The sequence below is a fragment of the Synechococcus sp. WC10meta genome, assembly GCF_047461475.1.
On sequence record NZ_JANSHF010000003.1, the window covers coordinates 42,293 to 68,592 of the forward strand.

Below are 26,300 nucleotides of genomic sequence, written 5' to 3' on the forward strand. Positions count from 1 at the left end.
GAGGTGAGCTGGGATATTTTGCAAACAGCTACAGGGGTTGAGGCGCGTTCCTTCGGGATAGCTCCCTACTTCCGTCCTCTGGCTGTGGGGTTGCTCTTGAACCCGCCAGAGGATGAACGATTTCTTCATTTCGTATTATAAGCTACGGTTTTGAGGTTTTCTAGGTAACCTTTAACAAAAATTTTGGCCGCTCTCCCCCGGGGCTACCCCTGCTGGACTGGAGTGCGCGGGGATCTGTCCACGCGGCTGAGGGAAGCAGTATCGTGGAAGAGCCCTTAGGATCGGCTACAAAAGTTCATATTTCGGGGTGGGTGTCCCTGTGCAGGAAGACTTTCGCCTGATTCTGGACATTGCCACAGTACTGGCGGCAGCGGCAGCAGGAGGGCTTCTAGCGGCACTGCTGCGGCAGCCAGTGCTTTTGGGTTACTTGCTAGCCGGGATCCTAGTGGGGCCGACAGGGCTGGGGTGGATTAAAGAGGTGGTGCAGGTGGAAACCCTGGCCCAGTTTGGCGTGACCTTTTTGCTGTTTACCTTGGGGGTGGAGTTTTCCCTCAAAGAACTGCGCCAAGTGCGCGGGATTGCTCTAGGCGGCCTTTTGCAGATTGGCCTAACGATTGCAGTCACAGCGGTGCTAGCGATGGCCAGTGGCTGGCTGACGCCGGTGCAGGGGATCTTTTTGGGAGCGGTGCTCTCCTTGTCTTCCACGGCGGTGGTGCTCAAAAGCCTCACCGAGACCAACCAGATGGGCACGCCCCAGGCCCAGGCCATGCTGGGGATCTTGATCGTGCAGGATTTGGCGGTAGGGCTAATGCTGGCGGTGTTGCCAGCTTTGGATGCTCCCCTGCCAGAGCTGGCGGGATCCCTGGCTAAGTCAGTAGCGGAAATTGGCCTGGTGGCAGTAGGAGCAGTGCTGGGGGGTATTTGGCTGGTGCCCGCCTTGCTGCGGCTATTGGCCCAGCAGGAGAACAAAGAGGTATTCCTACTGGGGGTCATCAGCCTCTGCGTGGGGATTGCTCTCCTAACCGAGCGGCTGGGCCTTTCCAGCGAGATCGGGGCTTTCATTGCGGGGCTGATGATTTCGGAAGTGGAATACGCCGACCAAACCCTGGCCTACGTAGAGCCCTTGCGGGATGTGTTTGCTGCCCTCTTTTTTGCTGCCATTGGCATGCTCATCGATCCCCGCTTCATTGCTGACCACCTGACGCTGATTCTGGGGCTGGTGGGGCTAGTGATGGTGGGCAAGTTTTGCCTGGTGGCGCCTCTGGCTGGGCTGTTTGGCTACCCCCTCCCGGCGGCGGTGTTGGTAGGGCTGGGCCTTTCTCAGATTGGCGAGTTTTCCTTTGTCCTGGCCAGCGAGGGGCAGGCCCTGGGACTGGTGTCGCGGCAGCTGTATTTGCTCATTGTCAGCACCACTGCTGTTACCTTGCTTGTCACTCCCTTTTTGCTTAAGGGCGCGCCGGGGCTGCTGAGGAAACTGCAAGGGATCCCCTTCTTGTCTCGCTGGCTAGCAGCAGACGAGCGGCCTCGCGACCTGGATGCCAGGGCTCCTCAAGAGGGCCACGTGGTGGTGTGCGGCTACGGTCGGGTGGGGCAAGATGTGGTGCGCATTCTGCAGGCCCGTCGCCATCCCCTTTTGGTAGTTGACTCCTCGGAACAGGTCATCCAACAGCTGCGCTCGCAGGGGATCCCCTACCTCTACGGCAATGCTGCCAGCGCCCTGGTGCTGGAGAAAGCTCGCCTGAACCAAGCTCGCGCCCTGGTCATTGCCTTGCCAGATTGCCTAAGCACCCGCCTCTGCCTCAAACAAGCGCTAGAACTGGCGCCCCACCTGGAGGTAGTGGTGCGGGCCACTCACGAAGAGGACATCGAACAGCTCTACCAGTTGGGGGCTAGAGAAGTCGTCCACCCGGAATTCGAGGCCAGCTTGGGGCTGTGCAGTCACCTGTTGCTCCAGCTGGGCGAGCCCCTGGAGGTTGTCCAGCAGGAGATCCTAGCCATCCGCAGCAGCCACTACCGCAACCTGCGACCTCTCCCCCCCAGTTGCCTAATCCCCACGTCTGTCAGCTGGCCGCCACCACCTCCTGCTAACGGCAGCCATGACGCTAGTCCATCGGAATCGGTGCTGGCTTGGTGGGAGCAGTGGCGGCGCCCCGGGCAGCCGGAATGGGCAGGGATCCCTAGCTCGGCTGAGTGAGAACACAAGCTGGGGCAAGATTAAGCTGAGTGACTTACTCTCTGGGAGGTCTCTATGCGCTGGCCTGTTTGGCTACCCAGACCACTCGCTTGGTTGAGAGCCTTTGCTCTGCTTGCCCTTTCGGCTCTCGTGGCAGGGGTAGGGAGGACTCTTCTATTTTGGGGAGCAGTAGCCAGCGCTATTTTCGAGAACAAGGCACTTCTGGGGGTAGCCTTTGCCACGACTTGGGTGTCATGGCGTGCCTTGTTGCCTACGTCCATCATTGGCTCACCGGCCCAGAGAACAGGCGTCACCCCACCTTGAGAAGTTGGAGAGGAGGGATTGGGGCAATAGGCGTGGCCGGGGCCAGCTCAGTTATAGGGTAGTTTCAACGCTGCCCTCAACTTGGTCAAGTGGTATCTGGCTACCTGCAGCTTGCGGGGGAGAGAATTCAGCAGCAGCAACTACCCCCGGGCTGGGGTCGCCGCTTCCGGGTAGATAACCAACATCCCCTCGTAGAGGATCTGGCCGGGCTGCAGCTCCAAGCGATCAATGCGCACACCTGGATCCAACTGGATGGGAAAATCTGCCAGGCCGGGGATAGGGATCTCCTGACCTTTACTTATCCACACAGGGTTAACCAGCCGCAACTGGCTAGGGCCCTGAGCCTGCAGCCCAGTCACCACCGTAACGGGCACCTCCGCCCCCTCAGGAGTAACCAGTTGGGCCCGGATGCGTAGCCGCCCTGGCTCTAGGGCAACCTGGGGCTGGCGGATTAAAAAGGGAACCGTTTGCTCTCCAAAGGGCAGTTGCACCCGCGCTTGGGCCAGTTGCGACTGGATGAGGGGAGCCTGAAGGGTGCGATTCAAGTCTGCTTCCGTGAGGCGCAAGCTTACCTGCACTGGCACAGGGGCCAACAGCCGCAGGGGGCTGCGCCCTTGAATAGCTTCCCCCACATTGAGGCGAATATCTTGGCCCCGCAGCCGCAGATGGCTGATCTGGAAGCCTTGGTAGATGAGGTTGTCTCCTGAGACCTGAGCTTGAGGGATCTGACCCTTGAGAATCTGGGCGTCGGAACCGGCAATTTGCACCTGCAAGTTGTCCACCTGCTGCACCTCAGAGCGAATCCAGGCAGCCACCAGAGGATTGAGCAGGGATCCGGCAATTTGGGCAAAGGCAGGCCAGGGCAAAAACATAGCAGGCAGGCCAAGCAGCAGAGCAAACCCCAGCCGCTGCCCCCCGGCGGAGGGCTGTTGTTGGCGGCTAGTTGTTGGCTTCAGGGGGAGAGAGTCCTGTTCAGGCCAAGATGGGGACAGCACGAGGCACCTCAGGGGAATAAGAACCAAAAGGCGAGAAGCTAGGGGGCTTTCTCGGGCCAGGCTAGGACTAGATTACGACAGGGCGGTGGCAGCGCCCAGGGGCTTCTCGCGCACTCTTGGGGAAGCTAGCCGTCTATCAACTGCCACCAAAGATACCCCAACCGCAGGTAGTGAAGCCGCAAGCCAGGGAAAGGGAAAACCCGCGGCGGCTGACGAAAGAGGGCACTGATCTGGGGTCGATTACCGGCGATATCCTGAGCCAAGATTTTGCCCGCCCACACCCCTGTGGCCACACCGCTGCCATGGTAGGCTAGGCCGTACCACAGGCTGGGATCCGTTGGCGAAGGGCCGATGTGAGGGTGAAGCTGGCGGGAGAGGCAAACCAAGCCATTCCAGGCGTACTCAATCTCCACCCCCTCCCAGGCGGGAAAGAGGCGGTAGAGCCGCTGCACCATCCAAGCTTGCAGGCGCTGCCGTTGCGCTGGGTCGTCGCAGGTGCCATCCCGCCCCCCAAACAGCAGCCGCCCATCGGGCAAGAGACGGTAGTAGAACAGAAGCCGCCGCGTGTCGTAGACAGGGGTCGGATCCCACCAGCCCTGAGCTTTTTGCTCCGCTGGCGTCAGGGGGCGGGTCACCACGATGTTGGAAAGCACCGGCAGCAGGGATCCCGCCAGTTGGGGATAGAGGTGGGCTGGCGTGTAGCCGTTGGTGGCAATCACCAGGTGGCGCGCCCGCACCGTCCCCCCCGGTGTATGGCAAAGGTGGTAGGATCCCACTTTCTCCCAGGCGATAACCGGGCTAGCACTGTATAGCTGGGCTCCCCACCGGCGGGCAGCCTGAGCTAGCCCCTGGGTAAGCTTGAGGGGGTTGAGGCCAAAACCAATGCCAATGTGGAGAGCGCCGTAGTTCTCCCGACTGTCGAAGCCCCGCTCCCGCAGCTCTTTGGGGCTAAGGAGCTGAACGGGGTAGCCGGCCACCTGGGTGTAGATCTGGTATTCCGCCTCCAACTCCTGCCAAGCACTGGGGCGATGGGCCACCGCGTACCAGCCCTGGCCCTGGGCATCCAGGGAAAAGCCCTCGGTAGCAGCCAGCTCTTGGACGGTTTCCACTGCCTGCCATTGATCCCGGTAGTAGCGCTCCGTCTCCGCTAGCCCTACCCGCCGTACCATCTGGGCGTGAGTCAGGCAGCTTGCCCCCACGCCGCAGAAACCGCCATTACGCCCCGAGGCTCCCCAGCCCAGGGATCCCGCCTCCAGCAGGCAGGCGGAAATGCCGTGATCGCGGACTAGGTGCAGGGCTGTCGAAAGCCCTGTGAACCCGCCCCCAATGATGGCTACCTCAGCCTCCACCTGCCCTTGCAGAGGTGCTGGGTGTCGCCAACTGGAGTCTGCTATCGTGCTGTCCCAGTAACTGCCAACTGGATAGGAAGGATCGTAGGTTCTAGCAGGATAGGGGTTTGTTTTGGGGCAAAAACTCCAAGAAAGCATAGAAGCCCTGAGGTCAAGAACTCGTTCTTGAAAGTTCAGAAAATCCGCTTCTGCAGCAGCAGCCTCTTCGGCAGCGAGCAGCAGTAGGAAGCTTTGCTGCCTGTCCCCGCTGGCCAAGGCCCTGCAGCAGCTACTGAAGATGGAAAACAGCAGCCAACTGTTGCCCACACCCCTTACTAGGGGCGCATAGCTAGCTACCCCCCTCGCCTGAGCTAGGGTAGGGGCGGGGCGGATCCCCTGCCGGGATAGACAAATTGGACAAACTTTCCCTCTGCCCCAATGAGCCTTTCTGCTGGCCAAAGGGTGCGGCTGTTGCCAAAGGCTGGTATTCCAGCCCTAACCAGGGCTGCAGTCTCGACTGTTACCGCTAAGGATTTTGGTGAGCAGGTAGAGCTTGTCCATCTTTCTTTCCAAGGTCAAACCGCTTTCCCCGCACGGGGAAGCCAGGCTGCCCAAGCCAGCGCCCGTGTCACCGACCCAGTAGCTTCACCAGCAAAACGCCCAACCCGTACAGGAACGTGATCGCGCCGGCTAGGAGGCTCTGGGTAAGGGGATCCGTGGAAGGGGTAAGAATGGCCCCCGCCACCACTGAAGCCACAACGACGTAGCGCCAGCCCTTGAGCATCTGCTCGGCAGTTACCAGCCCCAAAGCCCCCAGCAGTGCCTGCAGAATTGGCACCTGAAAGGCCAAGCCAGTGCTGAACATCAACAGCAGCACAAACTCAAAGTAGCGATCGATGGACCATGCCTGCTCCACTACCCCTTCCCCATAGCGAATAAAGAAGTTCAGCGCTGCCGGAATGAGAAGGTAGTAGGCAAAGGCTAAGCCCGCCACAAACAAGAGGCTGGATCCCAGCACCGCCGGTCCCAGCAGCCTGATCTCCTTGACGCTTAGCCCTGGCAACACAAAGCGGACGATTTGGTAGAGCAAAAAGGGCGTGGCCAAGAGCAAGCCGGCATAGGCCGCTACCTTGAGGGAGACGAAGAAGTACTCGCCCGGCGCCAGTTGCAGGAAGGTTACCCCCTGGGCTGGCACCTCCAGAAAAGCAACAAGGCGGTTTACCCCCAGAAAACAGGCGACGATGCACAGGCCCACAGCAATGAGGCTGGCCAAGAGGCGGCGGCGCAGCTCCTCCAGGTGCTCCATCAAGGTCATCTCGACCTCGTAGGGAAACTCTGGATTGGGCAGCCGCGTGGGCGCTTGCGCTGGCGCAGCTTGCTGCGAGGAGTCAGTCTCAGAGGCAAGGGGCATGAGCCGGCTGGTAACACAACCTTTCCCGCTATCTTAGCCTTGCCCCAGCCTCAAGGAAAAGCGCCCGCCCAACACGCCCCCCTCAGCATGGGTCAGCGCACCGCTGTTCCAGGAAACTCTTTATAGGTGGCGGTTAACGGCAAGCAAGGGGAGCCAACTTCCCCTCCCAGGTAAGATGGTTACGCGGTGCTAACTGCCAGCTTTGCGGCAAGACAGCGTCTATTCCAGACTGGGGATGGAGGTATGGGACAAGGGCAACTCCGGCGCGGCATCCTAATTGGTCTGGGCCTGCTGGCGGCCATGAGCGTGTGGGTAATCGCTTGGCTGCTCACCCAAAGTCCGCTGGCCTTGTTGCTGGTTCGCCATGAGCTGCCGCCGATTGTGGGCCTGGCCCCCCGCTCCACCCAGGCGCTGCTGCTGCTAGCTGTTCCCCTGGAAAATCTGCAGGCGTTTTGGCAAGCGGCAACCCCCGCCTCCCAGCGACGCGCTACCCGCCAGCAGTGGCGCAAATTTTTCTCCAGCGAAGGTCCAGGATGGCTGGGATCCCTCTTGGCGGGGGGATCCCTGAATTTCGAGCGGGAGGTGCAGCCCTGGCTGGGAAAAAGCACCCTCTTGGCCAGCTTGCCGGAGTGGGGCACCTTGGTTGCCCTGGAAATCCGCAAGCCGGCGCTGGCGCAGTTTGAGCTCAACCTGTTGTGGGAGCGGCAGAGTTTGGCCGGTCTGCCGGTCCAGGTGGACACCTACAAGGGCATCCAGGTAGTTTCCAGTCCGCTGCCAGGGTTGCCGGGGTTTGCGGCAGCCCTTTTCGGGGAGCGCTACGTGCTGTTGGCGGAGAAGGCAGCAGCCCTTCGCGCCGCTATCGATGCCTGGCAGGTGCCGCAGTTGTCGCTCATGGCCGAGCCGCAGTTTCGGCAGGTCATCCAGGCGCTGCCACCGGCGCAGGTAGGTTGGGCCTTCTGGCAAAATCCGCAGCCGGCCTCCGCCGAAGGGTTGACCTTACAGGCGGTGGGGCTGGGGCTAGGGGTGAGCTTTCAGGGTTTGCTAGCAGAAACGGCTGCCCTTTGGCATACGCCTGCCAACTTTGCCCTGCCTAGGAGCGAAGCTTTTCGTCCCCAGGTTATTGGTCAGCTGCCCGACGAGACGCTGGCGCTGGTGTCCGGCCGCAACTGGGCTGTCTTTTGGCAAAGCCTGGGCCAGGTGCAGCCCCTCCGCCTTCTGGGATTGCCGCTGGATCCGGGTCAGTGGGGGCCAGCCCAGGTCGACCTGGACTGGCAGCGGCTGGTGCCGGAAACGGGAGAGTTTGCCCTTGCCCTTCTACCCGCGGATGGGAAACCGGCCTGGCTCTGGGTTGGCAAGAGGCCGGAGGCACCGACGCTGGATGAGCGGGCAATTGCCCAGGGCTGGCAGGTGGTGTCGATGGCAACAAAACACGGCGTCGCCACCGCCTGGAGCAAACCCGTAGTCCAGCCCCTAGCAGAGGCGCTGCCTCAGAACCTGCCCGCGATCCCAAAGCCGCCGCTAGCCCAGGTGTATCACGCTGACCGGGACGGCTATTCCTATCTGGCTTCGTCTTTGGCGGCTCTGGAAGCGGCCCTGGCAGATCCCCCCTTGAGCGCCACTCGCGCCTGGCGCCGCCTGGTGGCTCCCCTGCCTCACCGCAACCTGGGTTATGGATATGGATCCTTAGGCTTACTGGAAACCTGGCTGCCTCAGCTTTCGGGATCCCGCTGGTCATCCACTCGCTTTGCCTTTGCCACTACTGCCCTGAAGTTCTCTGAAGCTCCCTACCCCGATCGGGGCCGCTGGCTTCTCCAGAGGGGCAAGCTGTTTTGGCAGTGGTATTAGACTATCCAGGGATCGCGGCAGCCGGGGTAGATGAACTTGGCCAAATAGACTTGGTTGCCCGTCTCGTTCCATTCCACAAAGTCAAAGATTTGGGTCAGCAGGAGCACCCCCCGGCCCGATTCCTCTGTTTCCAAGAGGCCGCAGCGGCAGCGCTGCAGCTCTTGCTGGGGACAGAAGCCGGATCCCTGATCCCGCACTAGCCACTGGTAGAAGCGCTCGGAGCTGGTGTATTCGACGATCACCCTCTTGTTGGGATCCAGACCATTGCCATGGCGGACAGCGTTGATGAGGGCTTCTTGCAGGCCCAGGCGTACCTCTGCCCTCCAGGGAGGAGGAACTTTGGCAACCAACAGATCCAGAATCGGCTGAGTGTAGAGGGTGGAGGGAAAGCTGATAACGCTCCAGGAGCAATGGGCGGGTTTTAGGGACAGGGCAATCACAGGGGCGGTCTTCCCGGCGCACAACGCTCTTGTCGATCTTAGCAATGGCCGTCTGCGTCGGCCGGCGCAGGCCAGTTTGGGGAAAGGGATAGCTACTTTTGCCGTACCATCTTGAGTGGTGAAGCTCTTCGCGGTTACCTCTGGTGTTATGGCGATCAAAGTTGGCGATAAAGTTAGGGTGCGCTCCATTCGCGATCGCGGGCAGGAAGAGGTGAGCGCCTTGGTGGGCAAGGAGGGCGTGGTCCTGGCGCGGCGGGTGGTCGATGGCAGCGGCATTGGCTATATCCTGGAGTTTCCTGACCGCTCGCGGCACTGGTTTTTCGAAAGTGAGGTGGAGGAGGTCGATTCTAACCCGACGCAGGAGAAGGCTCGCTGAAGCGCTGGAGGTGGCCTAGCAAGTTTCCCTAAGCGGGTGTTTGGCTGGGTAGCCAGCTTTGGCGCTGTTGCTAGAGAAGCGCGTGTTGGTTTATCTTGCCGTTGTTGGGATTAGGTAGCTGTGGCTTCTCCCCATTTAAATCGCCGTTTGTTGGCCCGCCAGATGGCTGCGCAAGTGGATGGCCTGACCGTCAAAATGGCTGCCGCTGCCCTAGAGGCAATGCTAGACAGCATCAGCCAATGTCTGGCGGAAGGAGGATCCGTGCGGCTGGCGCGCTTTGGCACCTTCTTGCTGCGGCCCCGTCCGGCCCGGCAAACCTATCACCCCCGCACTAAGGCTCCTGTCCACATCCCGGCTGCCCAAGTGCCCTATTTTGTCCCCAGCCCGGAGCTGGGACGCCCTAGGAGAAAACGCCGAGGGGATCTGGAAGCGCCGGCATCCGTCTAGAATGGCCGTTCTGGTTTGGTTTCGCACCGATTTGCGCCTGCTGGATCACCAGCCGCTGACGCGCGCTTGCCAGCAGGGATCCTTCCTCATTCCCCTCTACTGCCTGGATCCGCGCCACTTTGGCCGGACGGCCTTTGGCTTTCCTAAGACCGGTCCTTTCCGCGCCCAGTTCCTGCTGGAAAGCCTGGCTGACCTGCGGCAGCAGCTTCGGGCCCGCGGCTCTGATCTGGTCATCCGCCAAGGCCAGCCGGAGCAGGTGATCCCGGCCCTGGCGCGGGAGTGGGGGGTGAAGGCTGTCTATGCCCACGAAGAGGTGGGCACGGAGGAGGAGGCGGTTGCCAGGGCCCTGCAGCAAGCGCTTCAGCCCTTAGGGATCCCGCTGCACCTGGAGTGGGGCCACACCCTCTACCATCCTGCTGACCTCCCCTTTGCCCTGGCAGACCTGCCGGAGGTGTTCACCCGCTTCCGCCAGCAGGTGGAAGCCAAGGCCGCCGTTCGCGCTCCCCTGCCCATCCCCTCCCTGCCGCCCCTGCCGCCAGGGCTGGACCCTGGCCCTCTGCCCACTCTGGCGGAGCTGGGGTTGAGCTTGCCGCCGCCGGATCCCCGCGCCCGCTTTGTCTATACCGGCGGCAGCACCGCTGCCCAGGCGCGCCTGCAGATCTACATCTGGGATCTGGATCGGCTGCGCGTCTACAAAGAAACCCGCAACGGCATGCTGGATCCCAACGACAGCTCGCGTCTTTCTGCCTGGTTGGCGTTGGGTTGCCTTTCTCCTCGCACGGTGTATGCCGAAGTCAAGCGCTACGAGGAGGAGCGGGTGCGCAACGAATCCACCTACTGGCTGGTCTTCGAGCTGCTGTGGCGGGATTACTTTCGCTTCATCCTGGCCAAGCATGGCGCCAAGCTGTTTCGTCCCTCGGGGATCCAAGGGATCCCCATCCCCTGGCAGCAGGACTGGGACCGCTTTCAGGCTTGGTGCCGCGGCGAGACCGGCTACCCTCTGGTGGATGCCAACATGCGGGAGCTGGCCGCCACCGGCTTTATGTCCAACCGCGGGCGGCAGAATGTGGCCAGCTTTCTCACCAAGAACCTGGGGATCGACTGGCGCTTGGGGGCGGAATGGTTTGAATCGCTGCTGATTGACTACGACGTGGCTAGCAACTACGGCAACTGGAACTACACCGCCGGCGTGGGCAACGATGCCCGCGGCTTTCGCTACTTCCACATTCCCAAGCAATCCCGCGACTACGATCCCCAGGGCCACTACCTACGCCACTGGCTGCCGGAGCTGGCCGGGATCCCGGGGGACAAGATCCACGAGCCCTACCGCCTCAGCGCTGCTGAGCAAAAGCAGTTTGGCGTGCGGCTGGGGGTAGACTATCCCCGCCCCGTGGTGGATTTGGAAAAGTCCCTGCAGGCCAGTCGGCGGGCTTACGAAGCGGCCCTGGCCCGCCACCGTGGCGGCTAGGAGGATCCCCTCGAAACGGGAGTGGCGGGCTAGGGGACGACGCGGCTAAGACGCCGCAAGCCAGGCAGGCCAGCATCCGCCACCACCAAGCTGCCGTCCGGCAAGGCAAGCAGAGAGCCAGGCCGCTGGAAGCGAGCTGAGACCACCGGGCCATCCTGCCAGCCAGGCTCATCCCCCCCGGCCAGGGTAGAGACCTGCCCGCTGGGCTGAAGACGGCGAATGCGGCGGTTGTCTTGGTCGGCCAGCCAGAGGACCCCCGCACTGTCGAAGGCCAGCCCTGCAAGGGTTTGAAAACGGGCCTCCGCCAGAGGGCCATCGCGGTAGCCTGCTTCCGCCTGGGAGAGGGTGGTCAGGTGTCCGTCGGCAGAGAGCCGGCGCAGGCGATGCCTATCGGCAATCCAGAGGTTACCCGCCTTGTCCACTGCCAGAGCTGTCGGCTCCAGAAGCTGGGCTTGGTCTGCCGGCCCATCCGCGGATCCCGGCTGGCCGGTGCCAGCGGCCGTCGTCACCTTGCCCGTGGGAGTGATGCGGCGGATGCGGCGGTTGGCGCGATCGGCCACGTAAAGGCTGCCGTCCAGACCCAGGGCCAGGCCAAAGGGTTCGCGAAACTGCGCCTCGTCGCGCTCTCCATCTCGGTGGCCGGCTGAACAGGTGCCGGCAAAGGTGCTCACCCGCCGCTGTCGGCTGATGTAGCGCAGGCAATGGTTGCCGCTGTCGGCCACCCACAACCCCCCCTTGGGATCCCAAAGTAGCCCTTGGGGGGAGTGAAACTGGGCCTGCTCCGCCACCCCATCCCGGTGGCCGGCCTTGCCGCTGCCCGCCCACACCTCCAGTTCCCCTTCGGGGGAAAGCCGGAAAATGCGGTGCTGGGCCGGGTCGGCTAAGTAAAAGAACCCCTCGGGGTCTGCGGCAATGCCGCCGATCTGCTGCAGGGAGATCCCGGCCTCCCCCTCGTTATCGGAGCTGCTGCCCTCCGGCTTGGCTGCCGCAGCGGTGCGGCCATCGAGGAGGGTCTCCACTCGCCAGCCCGAGGCCGCTGTAGGAGTGGGGGTGGGAGTGGGCCACTCGTAAATCCAGGTTCCCAGTCCTTGTCCTTCAGCGTCGGCCACCGCCACCCAGACCGTGCCGGAAAGAGAGGCTGGCGGCATCACCGTCAGACTGTTGCGGCTGCGCGAGCGAATTTCCCCCCTCAGGATGCGCTCCGGATTGGCGGCTGAGGCAAAAAGAACGCTTTCCACCCGCTCCAGATTTTCCCCCGACAGCAACAACGGCTGGCCAGGCGCCGGCACCCCTGCCCCTGCGTGCAGCAGCGGCACTTCCACCTCGGAGAGCACCAGCAGGCTCAGGCGGCGACTGCTGCTGTCAGCGCTTCCAGAGCGGGCAGAAAGAGTCAGGGATCCCTTTCCTTGTGCCAAGGTGGTGGATCCCCGGTAGGCGACAGCCCTAAGCTCGGCTTCGCCAGCGGGCGGGTCGGTAAAGGTGAAGGTGGCTGGTTGCCCCGGGCGTAGGGGCGCGTTGGCAGTCTGGCGATAGCTGCCCAGGTTAATGCTCAGGTCGATCCCTTCCACCCCCGGCCAGGTAGGGGTGCGGGCCAGCCAGCGCTCCACCTCAGAAGCCGGCAGCTGGGCCACCAGATCGGATCCCTGTTCTTGGAGCAGCAAAACGATGCGGTTGCTGGGCACCGCCAAACCCGATTGGCGGGCCTGTTCGAGCGTGAGGGCAAAGGTGGAAAGACCAAGGGGAGTTGGCGTGAAAACTGGCTGCAGGGTAGAAGGGGGAACAAGGCTGGGAGAGACATTCGAGGAAGAGAGCTTGCCGCAGGCTGAGAGGGCCAGCACCAGGGCACTGAGTGCAGGCAGGGAGAGCAGCGCAGGGGAAACCCGTCGTTGCATCGTGCAGCTCATCCTCTTCCACAAACTGGGAAGTGGCAGCAACCCAAACCCCTCATGTTGACACCGACTACCTAAAAGCCGGCAGAAATTGCCCCGCTGCCTTCCTTCCGACAGCCACGCCCCAGCGTCTATTGGGCAAGGAGAAGCCCCCGAACCACCGTCCTGGGCCTTTAACCCTAACTCTATTCATGCTTAACCTGTCTCACCCAAGGGTGAGTTGCACCCCTCACTCCCTCTATCCTTACGCAAATCCCTTTCGAAAAGCCAGCTGCAATCTGATGCTTCCTAAGCCAGGTCTGTTTTTGTTCGCCCAACGGTCAGAGACGGGATCCCGAGCAGAAGCTTTCGCTGCCGTCGCTTCTGGGGATCGACACCCCTCCAGCTTGCCTCCGCCCCAGGCAGAGCTGAGGACTACCGGCACCCCTAGCGCAATCCAGGTTTCTGCTGCCAAAGAGGTGGGGCTGCCCCAAGCGGCAGAGCAGCCAGAAGCAACAAGCTCCCCCACCGGCGAAGGGCTTGGGTTCATCTTGCCTTCCTAGTAGCAAGATACCGCCGGATGCCCCTTAATGTACCAGCGCCACGGGAGCTCCACCCCACGGGTAATGCCGATGCGGGTGGTCTGGACAATGGGGAACTGTGCCTCCCAGGCAGGGGATCCCTCCAGCCAAATGCCTTCCTGGCCGACTGCCACCGGCTCCAGCCGCCAGCCGTTGTGGGATCCGTCAATGCGCAACGCCTGACAGAGCAGGCCTGGCCCCGCCGCCACCCGCGCCGGTTTCATGCGCTTATTGGCCGGGATCCACTCCGGCAGGCAATCCAACTGGGCTGCGCGGATTAGAACGGCTGACGCGATCCCCTCCGCGTCGGTGACGATGTTCAGACAGTGGTAGAGGCCGTAGATGCGATAGACGTAGAGATGCCCTGGCGGCCCAAACATCACCTGGTTGCGGCGGGTCTTACGGCGATAGGCGTGGCAGGCCGGATCCCCAGCTGTGTAGGCTTCTGTTTCCACAATCTGGGCCCGCACCTGCAGCCCATCGGCAAATTGCCGCACCAGCACCATGCCCAGCAGAGCAGGCGCCACCATCGGCGCCGGCTGGCTCAGCCAGTCCCTAGCGTCCACCGTAGGCTCACTAGCCCTCAGCCCCCTGCCACAGCAGGGACAATGCTCACCTCATCTCCATCCTGCAGAGGGGTGTCGGATCCCTTCAGGAAGCGAATGTCTTCGCTGTTAACGTAAAGATTGACAAAGCGGCGCAATTCTCCCCTCTCATCGCACAGCCGCGCCTTGATGCCTGGATAGCTTTGCTCCAGAGCCTCCAGCAGTTCACGGATGGTGGATCCCTCGCAACTCACCACCTCCTGGTTCCGGGTGAGCGCCCGCAGCGTGGTGGGAATTAACACCTTGACTGCCATAAGCCCAGTGCTTCGTCCATCGACCAACATTAGAAGACCAAGGTAGCAGCACCCTGTCAATGCCGTGAATTGTTCACGTTGACCCCCTTGACCCGAAGGCGGGTCTGTACCAGGAAAGTTCTTGGGGGATCCCCCCTCTTCAAACCGAGGCCTCCTGCCAGTCCAGCCGCTCCAGGGTGCGGGCCCGCTCCAGCGCCTGTTCAAAGCTCTCCAGCTTGGGCGAAATTACCAGCGGGTGGCCCACATGCGCCTGCACCGCCTCCTGGGTTTTCAAGCCATTGCCGGTAATATAGGCTACCGTAATCGCCTCGGGATCGAGCTGGCCGGCTTCGGCCAGGCGTTTGAGCACGGCAACGGTGGTGCCGCCAGCCGTCTCGGTGAAGATGCCCTCAGTCTCGGCTAGGAGCTTGATGCCGGCAATGATCTCGGGATCCGTGGCCGTCTCGATCTGGCCGCCGGTCTTGCGGGCAATCTCCAGGGCATAGATGCCATCAGCAGGGTTGCCGATGGCAATGGATTTGGCGATGGTGTTCGGCTTAACGGGAGTAACAAAATCCCGCCCCTCGCGGAAGGCCTGGGCGATGGGCGCACAGCCCCGGGCCTGGGCGCCGTGGAAAATAACCGGCTTTTCTGCCACCAGGCCCACCTTCACGAACTCCTGAAAACCTTTGTAAACCTTAGTGTACAGGGATCCCGACGCCAGCGGGATCACCACCTGATCCGGCAGTTGCCAGCCCAGTTGCTCCGCCACCTCGTAGGCCAAGGTTTTCGAGCCTTCTGCGTAGTAGGGGCGCAGGTTAATGTTGACGAAGCCCCAGCCGTAGCGATCCGCCACCTCGGCGCAGAGGCGGTTCACCTGGTCGTAGTTGCCCTCCACAGCCATGACGGTGGGCCTGTAGATGAGGGATCCCAGTACCTTGCCTGCCTCCAGATCCGCCGGGATGAAGATGGTGCACTCCAGGCCGGCATGGGCGGCAATAGCAGCCGTGGAGTTGGCCAAATTGCCCGTGCTGGCGCAAGAGACCGTGGTAAAGCCCAGCTCCTTGGCGCGGGTCAGGGCTACCGACACCACCCGATCCTTGAAGCTGAGGGTGGGCATGTTGACGGCATCGTTCTTGAGGTAGAGGTTTTTTAACCCCAGTCGCCGCCCCAGCCGCTCCGCTTTCACTAGGGGAGTCATGCCGGTGCCGACATCGATAGGGCGCTCCGAAACCACCGGCAGGAAAGGCCGATAGCGCCAGATAGACAGCGGCCCAGCTTGGATGCTCTGCCGGCTAACGACGCTCTTGAGCCAGTCGTAGTCGTAGACCACTTCCAGGGGGCCAAAACACAGGTCGCACACGTGCTTGGCAACCGGCTCGTACTCGGCCCCACATTCTCGGCAGCGCAAACGGCTAAAGCCCACCTGCGGGTTGCGCAAGGCAGAGCTGGAGGGCAAGTCGGCAGAGCCGAGCAGGCGTTGGGAAAGGGTTGGCGTCATAGGAAGCCTTCAGCGGGAGAAATGGATCTGGCTTACCCAGCCCGAGGTCAATCCTATCACCCGCGATCTAGCCCGTCAACCAAACCCGACTAAAATAGTCTGGATTTGGCTCTGGCCAAGAGGCAGGAAGGTTCCTACCCTGGAGTGTCAAGTGACGAGCAAGGGACTGGCTGGCGCTGCTGGGGTCAAGGGCCCCCACAATCTCAGGCGTTGCCCCTCTCGCTAAACTGGAAAAACAAGCTGAAACAATCTGATGCCCTTTGGGATCCCGGTACTCACCAGCAGAAGCCAGCGTATGCTCAAAGTCGGACGGGACAACGTGGACTTTCTTGACCACTACGACGTGATCGTCGTGGGTGGGGGGCACGCCGGCTGTGAAGCGGCCCTAGCGTCAGCGCGACTGGGCTGTAGGACCTTGATGCTGACGTTGAACTTGGACAAGATTGCCTGGCAGCCTTGTAACCCCGCCGTGGGTGGCCCGGCCAAGTCGCAACTGGTGCATGAGATTGACGCCCTCGGCGGTGAGATGGGCAAAGTTACCGACCGCACCTATTTGCAAAAGCGGGTGCTCAATCGCTCGCGGGGCCCAGCAGTATGGGCCTTGCGGGCGCAAACCGACAAGCGGGAGTACGCGCGGGTGATGCGCTCGGTGGTAGAAAACCAGCCCAACCTGACTCTTCGAGAGGGCACCGTCACCGACCTGGTGCTGGGGCTCAACGAGGAAGTGGTGGGCGTGGTTACCCATTTCGGCAGCGTCTTCGGCTGTCGGGCGGTGATCCTGACCACGGGCACCTTTCTGGGAGGGCGCATCTGGATTGGCCGCCACTGGCAACCTGCTGGACGTGCGGGGGAATTTGCCGTCGAAGGCCTGACTGACACCCTGCGCCAACTGGGCTTTGAGGTAGGCCGGCTGAAGACGGGCACCCCTGCCCGCGTGGATCGCCGCAGCGTTGATTTCTCCGTGATGGAGCGGCAGCCAGGGGATCCAGACCTACGCTGGTTTAGCTTTGACCCAGAGGTGTGGGTGCCGCGGGAGCAGATGGACTGCTACCTCACCTACACCACGCCGGAGACGCACCGCATCATCCGGGAAAACCTCCACGAGACTCCTGTCTACGGCGGTTGGGTGGAGGCCAAAGGGCCGCGCTACTGCCCCAGCATTGAAGACAAGATCGTGCGCTTTGCCGACAAGGAGAGACACCCTGTCTTTATCGAACCCGAGGGGCGGGATCTGCCGGAGCTCTACATCCAAGGGTTCTCGACGGGGATGCCCGAGAAGATCCAGATCCAAATGTTGCGCTCCTTGCCCGGCCTAGAGCGGTGCGTGATGCTGCGGCCTGCCTACGCGGTGGAATACGACTATCTGCCGGCCACCCAGCTCTATCCCACCCTGATGACCAAGAAGGTGCAGGGGCTCTTCTGCGCCGGCCAGATCAACGGCACCACCGGCTACGAAGAAGCAGCAGCCCAGGGGCTCATTGCCGGGATCAACGCCGCCCGGTTGGTGCAAGGCAAACCCTTAGTCACGCTGCCGCGCGAGTCCAGCTACATTGGCACCCTTATCGACGACCTCTGCACCAAAGAGCTGCGGGAGCCCTACCGCATGCTCACCAGCCGCTCCGAATACCGCCTTATCCTGCGCGCCGACAACGCTGACCAGCGCCTCACTCCTTTAGGGCGAGAGTTGGGCCTCATCGACGACCGCCGCTGGGCTCTCTTCCAGGCCAAGCAGGCTCGTATTGCCGCCGAGATTGAGCGCCTGGAAACCCAGCGGGTTAAGGCCCACGACCCCGCCGGGATCCACCTCAGCCAACTGACTGGCCAGGGGATCAAAGGATCCGCCACCTTAGCTGAGCTCCTGCGCCGCAACCAGATCCACTACGCCAACCTGCTGGAGCTGGGGTTGGGAAATGAGGAGCTGGATCCCTTTGAGCAGGAGGCAGCGGAAATTGCCGTCAAATACAGCGGCTACATCCAGCGGCAACAAGCCCAGATCGAGCAGGTGAGCAAGCAGTACCACCGCCCTCTGCCTCCCGATCTGGACTACCACTCCATTCCCACCCTCTCCAAAGAGTCGCGGGAGAAACTGGCAGCAGTCCGGCCTCTGACCGTAGGCCAGGCCGCTCGCATTGGCGGCGTCAACCCTGCCGACATCAACGCCTTGCTCATCTACCTCGAGGTGAGACAGCGTCAGAGAGCGACGGCAGAACCTGTTGGCAGCTCGCGGTAATCTTTGCGCCCAGCCGTGTAGAGAGCAGGGATCTCCTCCAGCGCCATGCGCGAAGCCACGCCCAAATCCAAGGGGGAGACCTCCCCGCGCAGCCAGTGACAGAGGCCGGCTGCCCCAATCATGGCGGCGTTGTCGGTACAGAGGGCAACAGGCGGGATCACCACCCGCAGGCCCTTTTGCTGACCCGCTTCCAGAAGGCGAGCGCGCAGCTCCCGGTTGGCAGCCACCCCGCCAGTCAGCAGCAGGGTTGAGAGGCCAAGAGCTTCGGCGCAGGCCACTGCTTTTTCCGTGAGGACGCGCGTTAGGCAGGCCTGAAAGCTGGCGGCAATGTCGGCAATGGGCAGCTCCTGGCCTTCCTGCTGCAAGTGCTGGACGAGGCGCAGCACAGCCGTCTTCAGGCCACTGAAGCTGGTGTCGTAGGGGTGGTCTAGCTTGCCTTCCGGCAGGGGAAAGCGATGGGGATCCCCTTGTTGCGCCCAGCGGTCGATCTGGGGCCCCCCCGGGTAGCCCAGCCCCAACAGCCGCGCCACCTTATCAAAGGCTTCGCCGGCAGCGTCGTCGCGGGTGCGGCCCATTGTCTGGTACTCCCCGTAATCCTTCATCCAGATCAAGCTGGTGTGGCCTCCCGAAACCAAAAGGCACAGGCAGGGAGGTTGCAAGTCGGCTGTGGCCAAAAAGCCGCTGAAGAGATGGCCCTCCAGGTGATGTACCCCAATCAAGGGCTTATCGTAGAGCAGCGCCAAGGTCTTGGCCGCCATCAGCCCCACCAGCAGGGATCCCACCAGGCCCGGCGCACAAGTTACGGCAATGGCATCCACCTCGGCTACGCCTAGCCCGGCCTGCTGCAGCGCTGACTCGAGCACAAAGGGCAGAGTTTCCACATGGCGGCGGGAGGCCACCTCCGGCACTACGCCTCCGTAAGCTGCATGGAGGTCGATCTGGCTAGCCACCACCGAGCTGAGCTGCCGCGGGGCAAAGGTTGGCCAGGTTGGCTCCGCCTCCACCACCGCCACAGCCGTTTCGTCGCAACTGGTTTCAATGGCAAGGACACAGGCCATGGGAAAAAGGGGTGGGAATGCCTCAGGATCCTTAAGAATTGTGTGAGCTAAAACCCGAGATCCCTCCGGATAAGGCGCTCAGGAGTATGATACTAACCGTTTAGTGCTCGTTTCTGCACTGAGCATTCCTCCCCATTGAGTCCCTAGCTCAAGGACACATCCTGCCATGCGAACCCTTTTGAGTCTCCTTTTGGCCCTTTGCCTAGTGCTTGGTTTTACCCAGGCAGTGCAGGCAGAGCCTTTGATTGGCCTGAAGCCTTGTAGCGAAGTTCCCGCTTTCCAGGCTCTACGAGATCAGCGCCTGAGCAGCCTTGAAGAGAAAATCCGCAATGCTAGCCCTGAGTTGGCTCCCCTTTACCAGCAAAAGTTGGTCCAAACCGAAAAGCGTTTTGAGCGCTACAGCAAGCTGCTCTGTGGCGAAGAAGGCTTGCCTCACTTGGTTACCGATGGCCGCTGGAGCCATGCAGGTGAGTTTCTCATCCCTGGCTTACTTTTCCTCTACCTTGCCGGCTGGTTGGGCTGGGCAGGCCGCTCCTACCTAATTGCCGTTCGCGATAGCGAGGAGCCGGAGATGAAAGAAAGTATCATCGACGTCCCCTTGGCGCTACGCTGTTTCCTCACGGCTTTGGCCTGGCCTGCCGCTGCTTTCAAGGAAATTGCCAGCGGTGAAATTCAAGCCCCAGAGGAGGCTATCCCTGTCTCTCCTCGCTGAGGAAGGAACTGAGTCAACCCATTCCCTGTGAGAGGTCGATATGGCTGACTTCACCAAATTTCTCACCACCGCTCCAGTAGCCCTCATTTTGTTTTCCAGCTTCTTCCTTGCCCTGTTTATTGAGATCAATCGCTTCTTCCCTGACATTTTGACCTTCTAAATAAAGGGGTAGGGATCCCCACAGAGCCTCGGGGATCCCTGCTTCTCTTGGCCTGGACACAAGATTGCCTCATGCCTGAGTCCCCTGTCGACACTGCTCCCTCTGGCAAGGAATACATCACGGCCCCAGAAGGGGATCCGCAAATTGGCAACCTCCAGACACCGATTAACCACGCGCCTGCCGTTCGTCTCTTCCTAAGTTGGCTGCCGATCAACCGACCGGGAGCCAGTCCTATCTGGCGGGGTCTGGAAATTGGTATGGCCCACGGCTATTGGCTGGTGGGGCCCTTTGCCAAGCTCGGGCCTTTGCGCAACGAGCCTATTGGCCTGCTGAGTGGCTTCTTGGGAGCCTGTGGCCTCATTTTGATCCTGACGGCGGCCCTCTCTCTCTACGGCACCGTCTCCTCGCCGCGCCATGGCGGGCCAGTCCAGGGATCCCAGGCCTGGAGCGAATTGGCTGCCGGCTTTTTAATAGGGGGAGTGGGGGGAGCCATCGTTGCCTACCTGCTTTTGCTCAATGGCGATCTCCTGTTTCCGCTCTGAAAGAAAAAGCTGACGGTAGCTGCTCCCTGCCCTTAGAGGGCGCACAAGCTACAGACGGAGCTAACTTGAGCCTAGGCAAAATGCCTACCAGAAGAGATGTACCTGCCAACCTACTAGCCTAGCTAGTCCACGTTAAGTCAGAAGGTTCGTTGGCAAGGTTGCCGATTATGCCACAAAGTAGCGAATAAGGTGCTCCGCACCGCTGTCGCCAACGAGGACTAGAGTGAAGCCCCCCTTTCGCTAAACAGTCGGGAGCAGTTTCCATGTCAGCAGCCGTGAGCGATCCACTCCTTGGACTTGATCCCAGTTTCGAAAGATTGCCGTCGACCGAGATCCGTCGCCTGTCGCCGGCTGCCTTAGCTTACTTGGGGGATGCCATTTACGAACTCCACGTGCGGCGGCAACAGTTGTTTCCCCCAGATCGCTTAGAGCGCTACCATCAGCGGGTGGTGAGGCGGGTGTGCGGCTCGGCTCAGGCCAAGCTGCTGTTAGCGCTGCTACCATATCTCAGCCCTGAAGAGCAGGCTATTGTCTGCTGGGGCCGCAATGGTTGCGGTCGCCCACCTCGGCATCTGCCCCTAGCCGACTATCAAAATGCCAGTGGCCTGGAAACCATCCTGGGCTACCTCTACCTCACCAATCCCGACCGCTTGCGCTCCATTCTTGCCCTCACCGATGTTTTGGCTGAGATGATTTAGGTCTTCCTCTCATGCCTAAGCCTTCTCGCCTACGCAAGTTGCGGCGACCCATGGAGCCCAAGCCCGAAGCGGAACAAGAGATCATCTACGGTCGCCAGACTTTACTTGCGGCCCTGCGGAGCGGTGCTACCCTCAACCGGGTTTGGGTGGTGCCGAGGCTACGGTATAGCCCCCAGTTTTTGTCGCTCTTGGAGGAGGCCAAAGCGCGCGGCACGGTTATTGATGAGGTCTCTCCCCAGCGGCTAAACCTCCTTACGGGTGGAGCCAACCATCAGGGGATCGCCGCCCAGGCTACCCCTTATCGATACGTGGATCTAGAAGAGCTGGTGGAACGCAGCCGCCAGGCTAGCCCCCAGCCGGTGCTGGTGGTGCTGGACGGGATCCAGGATCCCCACAACCTAGGAGCTATTGCCCGTAGCGTGGAGGCGTTTGGCATGCAGGGGATGGTGATCCCGCAGCGGCGGGCGGCAGGGGTGACCGCGACAGTGATGAAGGTGGCAGCTGGCGCCCTCTCCACCCTGCCCGTGGCGCGGGTGGTGAACTTAAATCGCGCTCTAGAGTACCTTAAAGAGCAAGGGTTTTGGATCTATGGCACCACCAGCCAGGGAGCTGCCCCCGTCTATAGCGCCGACTTTCGCCGACCCGTCGCCTTGGTGATTGGATCGGAAGGGGAAGGCATTAGCCTGCTTACCCAGCGCCACTGCGACCAACTGCTGTCGATTCCCTTATCGGGCCGCACGGAAAGCTTGAATGCTTCGGTAGCAGCGGGCATCGTCCTCTACGAGATCCACCGGCAGCGCTCCCCTCACCAGCTCAAGCGCACTGAAACATTTCTCAACAAATTCTCAACAAACGCAGTAGAATCTAAGTGACTGCAGGCAGTTCCGAATGTTTGCTGGCACTTCTTAGCGGGGGATCGATCCTGTGAGCAACCCTTTGACTAGTCTTCTGAAGAGGTTGATCAGCCTCTTGGATAGGCTGCGCGGCTTAGCGGTTTGGATCGAGATTGCCACCGACGACTGCACCTACTATTACGGCCCCTTCACTAGCCTGGAAGAAGCAGAAGCGCACAAAGGCAGCTATATCGCCGACCTGAAGGCGGAAGGGGTTCAGAAGATCGAGGTTCAGGTAAAGAAAATGCGCCAGCCGCAGACGCTAACAGTGGCTCGCACCTCTTCGCAGGCGGGTTCTTGAGGGCCGTCATGGTTTACCAGATAACTGTCCACCACCGGGGCCAAACCTACCGCTTTCCTGCGGCAGCGGAGCAGACGGTTTTACAGGCGGCTCTTGAACACGGCTTAGAGCTGCCCTCTTCCTGCCAAGCAGGTGTCTGTACCACCTGTGCAGGGCGACTGAAGTCGGGATCCGTGGCCCAGCCTAACGCCATGATCGGGCCCGAGCTCAAGGCTCAGGGGTTTGTCCTGCTGTGCGTGGCCTATCCTACCTCCGATCTGGAGGTGGAAACAGATCAGGAGGAAGAAGTCTATCGTTTGCAGTTTGGCCGCTAGCCCTGTCCTCCTTGCTTGGCGCGAGTTCAGCGTGAGGAACCTGTGAAGCTACATTTTCTGCGTCTAGCTTTGCCCCTGAGTTTGCCGCTTTCTGCTGCTCAACTGGAGGGATCCCTTCTCCACCAAGTCGCCCGAGAGCTGGGGCAAACGGCCCGCCTCCTGCGCTGGAGTCTGACGGCGGTGGAGGGGGATAGGGTTTGGGTAGAGGTGGTGGCTACTACCGACAATGGCTACTAGATTCACGCTTAGCCAGCTTCTAGCCCCCTCTAGGGGGTTGGGAGCCAGCAAGCTGATAGCTACCAGCAGTGCCCTCGTTAGCTTTTCTCGTTTAGCCAATGTCTGTATCTGAACCAGCTTCACCAGCTCCAACTTTGGCCGAGCAGCGCCCCCCTGTCGCCCTCACCATTGCCGGATCCGATAGCGGCGGCGGAGCCGGCATTCAAGCGGATCTGCGCACTTTTGCCTTCCAGCGGGTTCATGGCACTTCCGCCCTCACCTGCGTAACTGCCCAGAATACCCTGGGGGTCAACCGCGTGGATGCGCTGCCGCCAGAGGCAGTGGCTGCTCAAATTGAAGCGGTGGTGCAGGACATTGGGGTGCAAGGGATCAAAACCGGCATGTTGCTCAATGCCGAGATCGTGCGCGAGGTGGCCCGCCAAGTGGAGCGCTGGGCGCTGCAGCCACTGGTGGTAGATCCGGTAATGGTCTCCCGCACGGGGGCCAAGCTGCTGGCGGAGGAGGCCATCCAGGCCATCCGCGAGCGGCTAATTCCCCTGGCTCAGGTTGTTACCCCCAACCGCTACGAAGCCCAGATTTTGGCAGGGATGGAACTGCAGTCGCTGGCGGATATGGAGACGGCGGCCCGCCGCATCCACGCCCTAGGCTGTAAGGCTGTACTTGTCAAGGGGGGAGGCATGCCGGGAGAACTGCAAGGGGTGGACGTGTGGTTTGACGGCGAGCGGCTCGAGGTGCTCAAAAGCGAGCGGATCCTCACCCGCCACACCCACGGCACCGGCTGCACCCTCTCGGCAGCCATTGCGGCGCAACTGGCTTGGGGGAAGGATCCTCTGACGGCAACGCTGCTGGCCAAGGCCTATGTTACCGAAGCCCTGCGGCATCCTTTGGCCATTGGGGCCGGTCAGGGGCCGGTGGGTCACTTCTACCCCCTTCTTGCCTCCTCTAGCTCCGACTAAAGCAGCGTCCGCACGTCCACCACTTTGCCGCTCACTGCTGCTGCCGCCACCATGGCCGGGCTCATGAGCAGAGTGCGCCCTGTGGGGGATCCCTGGCGGCCCTTAAAGTTGCGGTTGGAGGAAGAGGCGCTAATCTGCCGCCCTACCAAGCGGTCTGGGTTCATAGCCAAGCACATGGAGCAGCCGGGATCCCGCCACTCAAACCCTGCTGCCTCAAAGATTTCCCGCAAGCCTTCCTGTTCGGCCTCCTGCTTGACCCGCTCGGAGCCAGGCACCACAAACGCTTTCACTCCAGGCGCTACCCGCCGGCCTTTGGCAACCTTGGCTGCCTCCCGCAAATCGCTCAAGCGGCCATTGGTGCAGCTGCCAATAAAGCAGACATCTACCGGCGTGCCTACAATGGGATCCCCTGGTCGCAAGCCCATGTAGGCGTAGGCTTCCCTAGCCAGTTCCCGCTCACTTTCTGGCAACTCCTCGGGAGCCGGGATCCGCTCGTCCACCCCGATATTTTGGCCGGGGGTAATCCCCCAGGTAACCGTGGGAGCAATCTCGGAGGCCTGAAACACCACCACGTCGTCATAGACAGCGTCGGGGTCGCTGGCTAGGCTTTGCCACCAGGCCACAGCCTCTTCCCAATCGGATCCTTGAGGGGCAAACTCCCGCCCCCGCAAATACTCAAAGGTCACGGCGTCGGGATTGACATAGCCGCAGCGGGCTCCCCCTTCGATGGACATGTTGCAGAGGGTCATGCGTTCTTCCATGCTCATCGCCTCGACAGTGCTGCCGCCGTACTCGTAGGCGTAGCCCACCCCGCCTTTGACCCCCAGCTTGCGGATGATGTGCAGGATCACATCCTTGGCGTAAACCCCCGGCCCCAACGTGCCCTGCACCTCGATGCGGCGCACCTTGAGCTTGGACAAGGCCAGAGTTTGGGTGGCCAGCACGTCCCGCACCTGGCTGGTGCCGATGCCAAAGGCAATGGCTCCAAAGGCGCCGTGGGTAGAAGTGTGGCTATCGCCGCAGGCAATGGTCATCCCCGGCTGCGTCAGCCCCAGCTCCGGCGCAATCACATGCACGATCCCCTGCCGGCCGGAGCCGCTGTTGTAGAAGCGGATGCCGTATTGGCGACAGTTGCGCTCTAGCTCCTGGATCATCTCCTCCGCCAAGGGATCCGCAAAAGGTCGCGTCCGGTTGTCGGTGGGGATGATGTGATCTACCGTCGCCACCGTCCGCTCTGGAAAAAGAACTGGCAGATTGCGCTCCCGCAGCATGGCAAAAGCCTGGGGGCTGGTGACCTCGTGGATGAGGTGTAGCCCAATGAACAACTGCGTCTGCCCTGAGGGCAAGATCCGCACCGTATGGGCGTCCCAGACTTTGTCAAACAACGTCCTCTCGCTCATCTCCTTCTTGGGCCCGCAGCCAAGCTAATTTTTAGTCTGAACTACAGAGCTCTAATGTTCCACCGGTTATCAGGTCCTGTTTCCTGGCTAGGCTAGCTAGCAATTCTAGGGGGATCGAGAGGGTGGGGATCCGGCTCCAGCAGAACCCCAGTGGGAGCAAACTGGGTTACCCAGAAGTCCACCTCCGGGAAGCGGCGGCGCAGGCTCTCGCAGGCTTGAGCAGCCCCCTCCAGGCTAGCCATGAGCCCAAATACTGTCGGCCCCGAGCCCGACATCAGGGATCCCAACGCCCCTACCTCCAGCAGGGCCTGGCGCAATTTTCCCACGATAGCGTACTCGGCCAAAACTGGCTGCTCCAGGTCGTTGCGCAAACTGCGGGCCAAGGCCAGCAGATCCCGACGCTCCAGAGCAGCGAGGACTTGGGGCAAGGTCGGCAGAGAGGCTCCAGCAGAAGGCAAGGAAGCGGCACGGTGAGCGCGAAAGGCTTGATAGGCCCAGGCAGTGGAGATCCCAAGGCGCTTGGGCTTGGCCAACAGCAGGGGGATCCCTTCCCAGTCGGCCAGCGGCTGTAAAACTTCTCCCCGTCCTGTGGCTAGCTGGGTGCCCCCCTGCACGCAAAAGGGAATGTCGGATCCCAAGCGGGCCGCCAAGTGCTGCAGTTCTCTGACCGTCAGGCCCAAGCCCCAGAGCTGGTTCAACCCCACCAGAACTGCCGCTGCATTGGCCGAGCCGCCTGCCAAGCCCGCCGCCACGGGGATCTGCTTCTCGATGTGGATCTCCACCCCCAGATTGGTCTGGCACTCCTTTTGCAGCAGCTCAGCCGCGCGGTAGGCCAGGTTGCGGGCATCTGCCGGCACTTCCGGGTGGTTACAGATTAGGTGGATCCCGTGGGGGCGGCGCTGGAGACGCACGCGATCCGCCAAAGCGATGCTCTGCAGGATCATGGCCACCTCGGAATAGCCGTCGGGGCGGGATCCGAGGATCTCTAGGTAAAGATTGATCTTGGCGCGGGCGACCAGGGTACAGGCTTGCATGGGAAAAAGCGAACAGCATTTTCAACTCCCCTCAGCCCGTCCAGAGACTCGCTGGGGAGCTCTTCCAGCTTATCCCTGGCGGTGACCCGAGCTGGGGCCAGGGGGCCAGCTATTTTTTGCGGCAGCTATCTAGAACTGATAGAGTTTTGGCACCGCTCTACCTCTTCCCC

The 26,300-nt window shown here is 61.6% G+C and carries 27 protein-coding genes and 1 riboswitch; of the genes, 16 read left to right on the forward strand and 11 right to left on the reverse strand.

Annotated elements, in window-relative coordinates; genetic code table 11:
• Positions 1-41 precede the first annotated feature (41 nt).
• Positions 42-121, reverse strand: a riboswitch (Glutamine riboswitch).
• A gap of 198 nt (positions 122-319) precedes the next feature.
• A complete protein-coding gene (locus NW804_RS02405; RefSeq protein WP_414422769.1) occupies positions 320-2,194 on the forward strand; it encodes a cation:proton antiporter in 1,875 nt (624 codons plus the stop codon).
• A 443-nt stretch (positions 2,195-2,637) separates the two neighbouring features.
• Here the strand turns inward: NW804_RS02405 and NW804_RS02410 are convergent, their stop codons facing one another.
• From NW804_RS02410 to tatC, 3 genes are all read right to left on the reverse strand, one after another.
• Positions 2,638-3,492, reverse strand: coding sequence for a DUF2993 domain-containing protein (locus NW804_RS02410; protein ID WP_414422770.1), 855 nt, complete (start codon positions 3,490-3,492; stop codon positions 2,638-2,640).
• Between the two features lie 125 nt (positions 3,493-3,617).
• Positions 3,618-4,841, reverse strand: coding sequence for an NAD(P)/FAD-dependent oxidoreductase (locus tag NW804_RS02415; protein WP_414394673.1), 1,224 nt, complete (start codon positions 4,839-4,841; stop codon positions 3,618-3,620).
• Positions 4,842-5,448: 607 nt separating this feature from the next.
• A complete protein-coding gene (gene tatC / locus NW804_RS02420) occupies positions 5,449-6,135 on the reverse strand; it encodes a twin-arginine translocase subunit TatC (RefSeq protein ID WP_414394817.1) in 687 nt (228 codons plus the stop codon).
• 339 nt (positions 6,136-6,474) lie between these two features.
• On the opposite strand from tatC, the gene NW804_RS02425 reads away from it, so the two are divergent.
• The gene (locus NW804_RS02425; protein WP_414422771.1) at positions 6,475-8,076 is read left to right on the forward strand and encodes a DUF3352 domain-containing protein; all 1,602 of its coding nucleotides are present in this window, start codon (positions 6,475-6,477) and stop codon (positions 8,074-8,076) included.
• Here NW804_RS02425 and NW804_RS02430 read toward each other — a convergent pair.
• Positions 8,073-8,516 carry an ATP-binding protein gene (locus NW804_RS02430; protein WP_414409879.1) on the reverse strand — a complete coding sequence of 148 codons (444 nt, stop codon included), beginning with the start codon at positions 8,514-8,516 and terminating at the stop codon, positions 8,073-8,075. The two genes, NW804_RS02425 and NW804_RS02430, sit on opposite strands and share 4 nt — an antisense overlap.
• A 148-nt stretch (positions 8,517-8,664) precedes the next feature.
• Here NW804_RS02430 and NW804_RS02435 point away from each other — a divergent pair, with 148 nt between their 5' ends.
• The 3 genes from NW804_RS02435 to NW804_RS02445 all read left to right on the forward strand — a co-directional run bounded on the left by NW804_RS02435 (position 8,665) and on the right by NW804_RS02445 (position 10,807).
• Entirely contained in the window at positions 8,665-8,892 is a 228-nt protein-coding gene (locus NW804_RS02435; RefSeq protein WP_414405707.1) for a cytochrome b6f subunit family protein, read from the forward strand.
• A 120-nt stretch (positions 8,893-9,012) separates the two neighbouring features.
• Positions 9,013-9,339 carry an HU family DNA-binding protein gene (locus NW804_RS02440; RefSeq protein ID WP_414421000.1) on the forward strand — a complete coding sequence of 109 codons (327 nt, stop codon included), beginning with the start codon at positions 9,013-9,015 and terminating at the stop codon, positions 9,337-9,339.
• 1 nt (position 9,340) lies between these two features.
• Complete coding sequence (locus tag NW804_RS02445; RefSeq protein ID WP_414422772.1) at positions 9,341-10,807, forward strand: DASH family cryptochrome; 1,467 nt, start codon at positions 9,341-9,343, stop codon at positions 10,805-10,807.
• 29 nt (positions 10,808-10,836) lie between these two features.
• On the opposite strand, the gene NW804_RS02450 is transcribed toward NW804_RS02445, so the two are convergent.
• Positions 10,837-12,699 carry an NHL repeat-containing protein gene (locus NW804_RS02450; protein WP_414422773.1) on the reverse strand — a complete coding sequence of 621 codons (1,863 nt, stop codon included), beginning with the start codon at positions 12,697-12,699 and terminating at the stop codon, positions 10,837-10,839.
• A 278-nt stretch (positions 12,700-12,977) separates the two neighbouring features.
• On the opposite strand from NW804_RS02450, the gene NW804_RS02455 reads away from it, so the two are divergent.
• Positions 12,978-13,238: a hypothetical protein gene (locus NW804_RS02455; protein WP_414409875.1), complete on the forward strand. Its 261-nt coding sequence runs from the start codon at positions 12,978-12,980 to the stop codon at positions 13,236-13,238.
• Here NW804_RS02455 and NW804_RS02460 read toward each other — a convergent pair.
• The 3 genes from NW804_RS02460 to thrC all read right to left on the reverse strand — a co-directional run bounded on the left by NW804_RS02460 (position 13,235) and on the right by thrC (position 15,595).
• Positions 13,235-13,822 carry a DNA-3-methyladenine glycosylase gene (locus NW804_RS02460; RefSeq protein WP_414422774.1) on the reverse strand — a complete coding sequence of 196 codons (588 nt, stop codon included), beginning with the start codon at positions 13,820-13,822 and terminating at the stop codon, positions 13,235-13,237. The two genes, NW804_RS02455 and NW804_RS02460, sit on opposite strands and share 4 nt — an antisense overlap.
• A 17-nt stretch (positions 13,823-13,839) precedes the next feature.
• Positions 13,840-14,115, reverse strand: coding sequence for a ubiquitin-like small modifier protein 1 (locus tag NW804_RS02465; RefSeq protein ID WP_414394685.1), 276 nt, complete (start codon positions 14,113-14,115; stop codon positions 13,840-13,842).
• A 139-nt stretch (positions 14,116-14,254) separates the two neighbouring features.
• Positions 14,255-15,595 carry a threonine synthase gene (thrC, locus tag NW804_RS02470; RefSeq protein WP_414422775.1) on the reverse strand — a complete coding sequence of 447 codons (1,341 nt, stop codon included), beginning with the start codon at positions 15,593-15,595 and terminating at the stop codon, positions 14,255-14,257.
• A 295-nt stretch (positions 15,596-15,890) separates the two neighbouring features.
• Here thrC and mnmG point away from each other — a divergent pair, with 295 nt between their 5' ends.
• Positions 15,891-17,825 carry a tRNA uridine-5-carboxymethylaminomethyl(34) synthesis enzyme MnmG gene (gene mnmG / locus NW804_RS02475; protein ID WP_414422776.1) on the forward strand — a complete coding sequence of 645 codons (1,935 nt, stop codon included), beginning with the start codon at positions 15,891-15,893 and terminating at the stop codon, positions 17,823-17,825.
• Here mnmG and tsaD read toward each other — a convergent pair.
• Positions 17,786-18,883, reverse strand: a complete 1,098-nt coding sequence (gene tsaD / locus NW804_RS02480; RefSeq protein ID WP_099812538.1) for a tRNA (adenosine(37)-N6)-threonylcarbamoyltransferase complex transferase subunit TsaD — start codon at positions 18,881-18,883, stop codon at positions 17,786-17,788. The genes mnmG and tsaD overlap by 40 nt on opposite strands.
• A gap of 166 nt (positions 18,884-19,049) precedes the next feature.
• Here tsaD and NW804_RS02485 point away from each other — a divergent pair, with 166 nt between their 5' ends.
• From NW804_RS02485 to thiD, 9 genes are all read left to right on the forward strand, one after another.
• Entirely contained in the window at positions 19,050-19,595 is a 546-nt protein-coding gene (locus NW804_RS02485; protein ID WP_414422777.1) for a Photosystem I reaction center subunit III, read from the forward strand.
• Between the two features lie 40 nt (positions 19,596-19,635).
• Entirely contained in the window at positions 19,636-19,755 is a 120-nt protein-coding gene (locus tag NW804_RS02490; RefSeq protein ID WP_099812540.1) for a Photosystem I reaction center subunit IX, read from the forward strand.
• Positions 19,756-19,826: 71 nt separating this feature from the next.
• The gene (locus NW804_RS02495; RefSeq protein WP_414422778.1) at positions 19,827-20,297 is read left to right on the forward strand and encodes a photosystem I reaction center subunit XI; all 471 of its coding nucleotides are present in this window, start codon (positions 19,827-19,829) and stop codon (positions 20,295-20,297) included.
• A gap of 263 nt (positions 20,298-20,560) precedes the next feature.
• Positions 20,561-20,995, forward strand: coding sequence for a ribonuclease III domain-containing protein (locus tag NW804_RS02500; RefSeq protein WP_414422779.1), 435 nt, complete (start codon positions 20,561-20,563; stop codon positions 20,993-20,995).
• An 11-nt stretch (positions 20,996-21,006) separates the two neighbouring features.
• Positions 21,007-21,867 carry a 23S rRNA (guanosine(2251)-2'-O)-methyltransferase RlmB gene (gene rlmB / locus NW804_RS02505; protein ID WP_414409867.1) on the forward strand — a complete coding sequence of 287 codons (861 nt, stop codon included), beginning with the start codon at positions 21,007-21,009 and terminating at the stop codon, positions 21,865-21,867.
• A 64-nt stretch (positions 21,868-21,931) separates the two neighbouring features.
• Complete coding sequence (locus NW804_RS02510; RefSeq protein ID WP_414422780.1) at positions 21,932-22,189, forward strand: DUF1816 domain-containing protein; 258 nt, start codon at positions 21,932-21,934, stop codon at positions 22,187-22,189.
• A gap of 8 nt (positions 22,190-22,197) precedes the next feature.
• Positions 22,198-22,503 carry a 2Fe-2S iron-sulfur cluster-binding protein gene (locus tag NW804_RS02515; protein ID WP_414409966.1) on the forward strand — a complete coding sequence of 102 codons (306 nt, stop codon included), beginning with the start codon at positions 22,198-22,200 and terminating at the stop codon, positions 22,501-22,503.
• A 42-nt stretch (positions 22,504-22,545) separates the two neighbouring features.
• Positions 22,546-22,740, forward strand: coding sequence for a hypothetical protein (locus NW804_RS02520; RefSeq protein ID WP_414421009.1), 195 nt, complete (start codon positions 22,546-22,548; stop codon positions 22,738-22,740).
• A gap of 98 nt (positions 22,741-22,838) precedes the next feature.
• Positions 22,839-23,696, forward strand: a complete 858-nt coding sequence (thiD, locus tag NW804_RS02525) for a bifunctional hydroxymethylpyrimidine kinase/phosphomethylpyrimidine kinase (protein WP_414422781.1) — start codon at positions 22,839-22,841, stop codon at positions 23,694-23,696.
• Here the strand turns inward: thiD and leuC are convergent.
• Positions 23,693-25,096 (reverse strand): 3-isopropylmalate dehydratase large subunit, encoded by a 1,404-nt coding sequence (leuC, locus tag NW804_RS02530; protein WP_414410784.1) that lies wholly within the window; start codon positions 25,094-25,096, stop codon positions 23,693-23,695. The two genes, thiD and leuC, sit on opposite strands and share 4 nt — an antisense overlap.
• Positions 25,097-25,188: 92 nt before the next feature.
• A complete protein-coding gene (gene ispE / locus NW804_RS02535) occupies positions 25,189-26,130 on the reverse strand; it encodes a 4-(cytidine 5'-diphospho)-2-C-methyl-D-erythritol kinase (protein ID WP_414422782.1) in 942 nt (313 codons plus the stop codon).
• Positions 26,131-26,300 lie beyond the last annotated feature (170 nt).

Excerpts from the sequence above, each read along its gene's own strand:
- NW804_RS02485 (WP_414422777.1), top strand. The coding sequence starts at position 19,050 with ATGCGAACCCTTTTGAGTCTCCTTTTGGCCCTTTGCCTAGTGCTTGGT.
- NW804_RS02465 (WP_414394685.1), bottom strand. The coding sequence starts at position 14,115 with ATGGCAGTCAAGGTGTTAATTCCCACCACGCTGCGGGCGCTCACCCGG.
- NW804_RS02490 (WP_099812540.1), top strand. The coding sequence starts at position 19,636 with ATGGCTGACTTCACCAAATTTCTCACCACCGCTCCAGTAGCCCTCATT.
- mnmG (WP_414422776.1), top strand. The coding sequence starts at position 15,891 with ATGCTCAAAGTCGGACGGGACAACGTGGACTTTCTTGACCACTACGAC.
- NW804_RS02500 (WP_414422779.1), top strand. The coding sequence starts at position 20,561 with ATGTCAGCAGCCGTGAGCGATCCACTCCTTGGACTTGATCCCAGTTTC.
- NW804_RS02445 (WP_414422772.1), top strand. The coding sequence starts at position 9,341 with ATGGCCGTTCTGGTTTGGTTTCGCACCGATTTGCGCCTGCTGGATCAC.
- tsaD (WP_099812538.1), bottom strand. The coding sequence starts at position 18,883 with ATGGCCTGTGTCCTTGCCATTGAAACCAGTTGCGACGAAACGGCTGTG.
- NW804_RS02495 (WP_414422778.1), top strand. The coding sequence starts at position 19,827 with ATGCCTGAGTCCCCTGTCGACACTGCTCCCTCTGGCAAGGAATACATC.
- thiD (WP_414422781.1), top strand. The coding sequence starts at position 22,839 with ATGTCTGTATCTGAACCAGCTTCACCAGCTCCAACTTTGGCCGAGCAG.
- NW804_RS02455 (WP_414409875.1), top strand. The coding sequence starts at position 12,978 with ATGCTTCCTAAGCCAGGTCTGTTTTTGTTCGCCCAACGGTCAGAGACG.
- thrC (WP_414422775.1), bottom strand. The coding sequence starts at position 15,595 with ATGACGCCAACCCTTTCCCAACGCCTGCTCGGCTCTGCCGACTTGCCC.
- rlmB (WP_414409867.1), top strand. The coding sequence starts at position 21,007 with ATGCCTAAGCCTTCTCGCCTACGCAAGTTGCGGCGACCCATGGAGCCC.
- leuC (WP_414410784.1), bottom strand. The coding sequence starts at position 25,096 with ATGAGCGAGAGGACGTTGTTTGACAAAGTCTGGGACGCCCATACGGTG.
- NW804_RS02425 (WP_414422771.1), top strand. The coding sequence starts at position 6,475 with ATGGGACAAGGGCAACTCCGGCGCGGCATCCTAATTGGTCTGGGCCTG.
- tatC (WP_414394817.1), bottom strand. The coding sequence starts at position 6,135 with ATGACCTTGATGGAGCACCTGGAGGAGCTGCGCCGCCGCCTCTTGGCC.
- NW804_RS02515 (WP_414409966.1), top strand. The coding sequence starts at position 22,198 with ATGGTTTACCAGATAACTGTCCACCACCGGGGCCAAACCTACCGCTTT.
- NW804_RS02450 (WP_414422773.1), bottom strand. The coding sequence starts at position 12,699 with ATGCAACGACGGGTTTCCCCTGCGCTGCTCTCCCTGCCTGCACTCAGT.
- ispE (WP_414422782.1), bottom strand. The coding sequence starts at position 26,130 with ATGCAAGCCTGTACCCTGGTCGCCCGCGCCAAGATCAATCTTTACCTA.
- NW804_RS02435 (WP_414405707.1), top strand. The coding sequence starts at position 8,665 with ATGGCGATCAAAGTTGGCGATAAAGTTAGGGTGCGCTCCATTCGCGAT.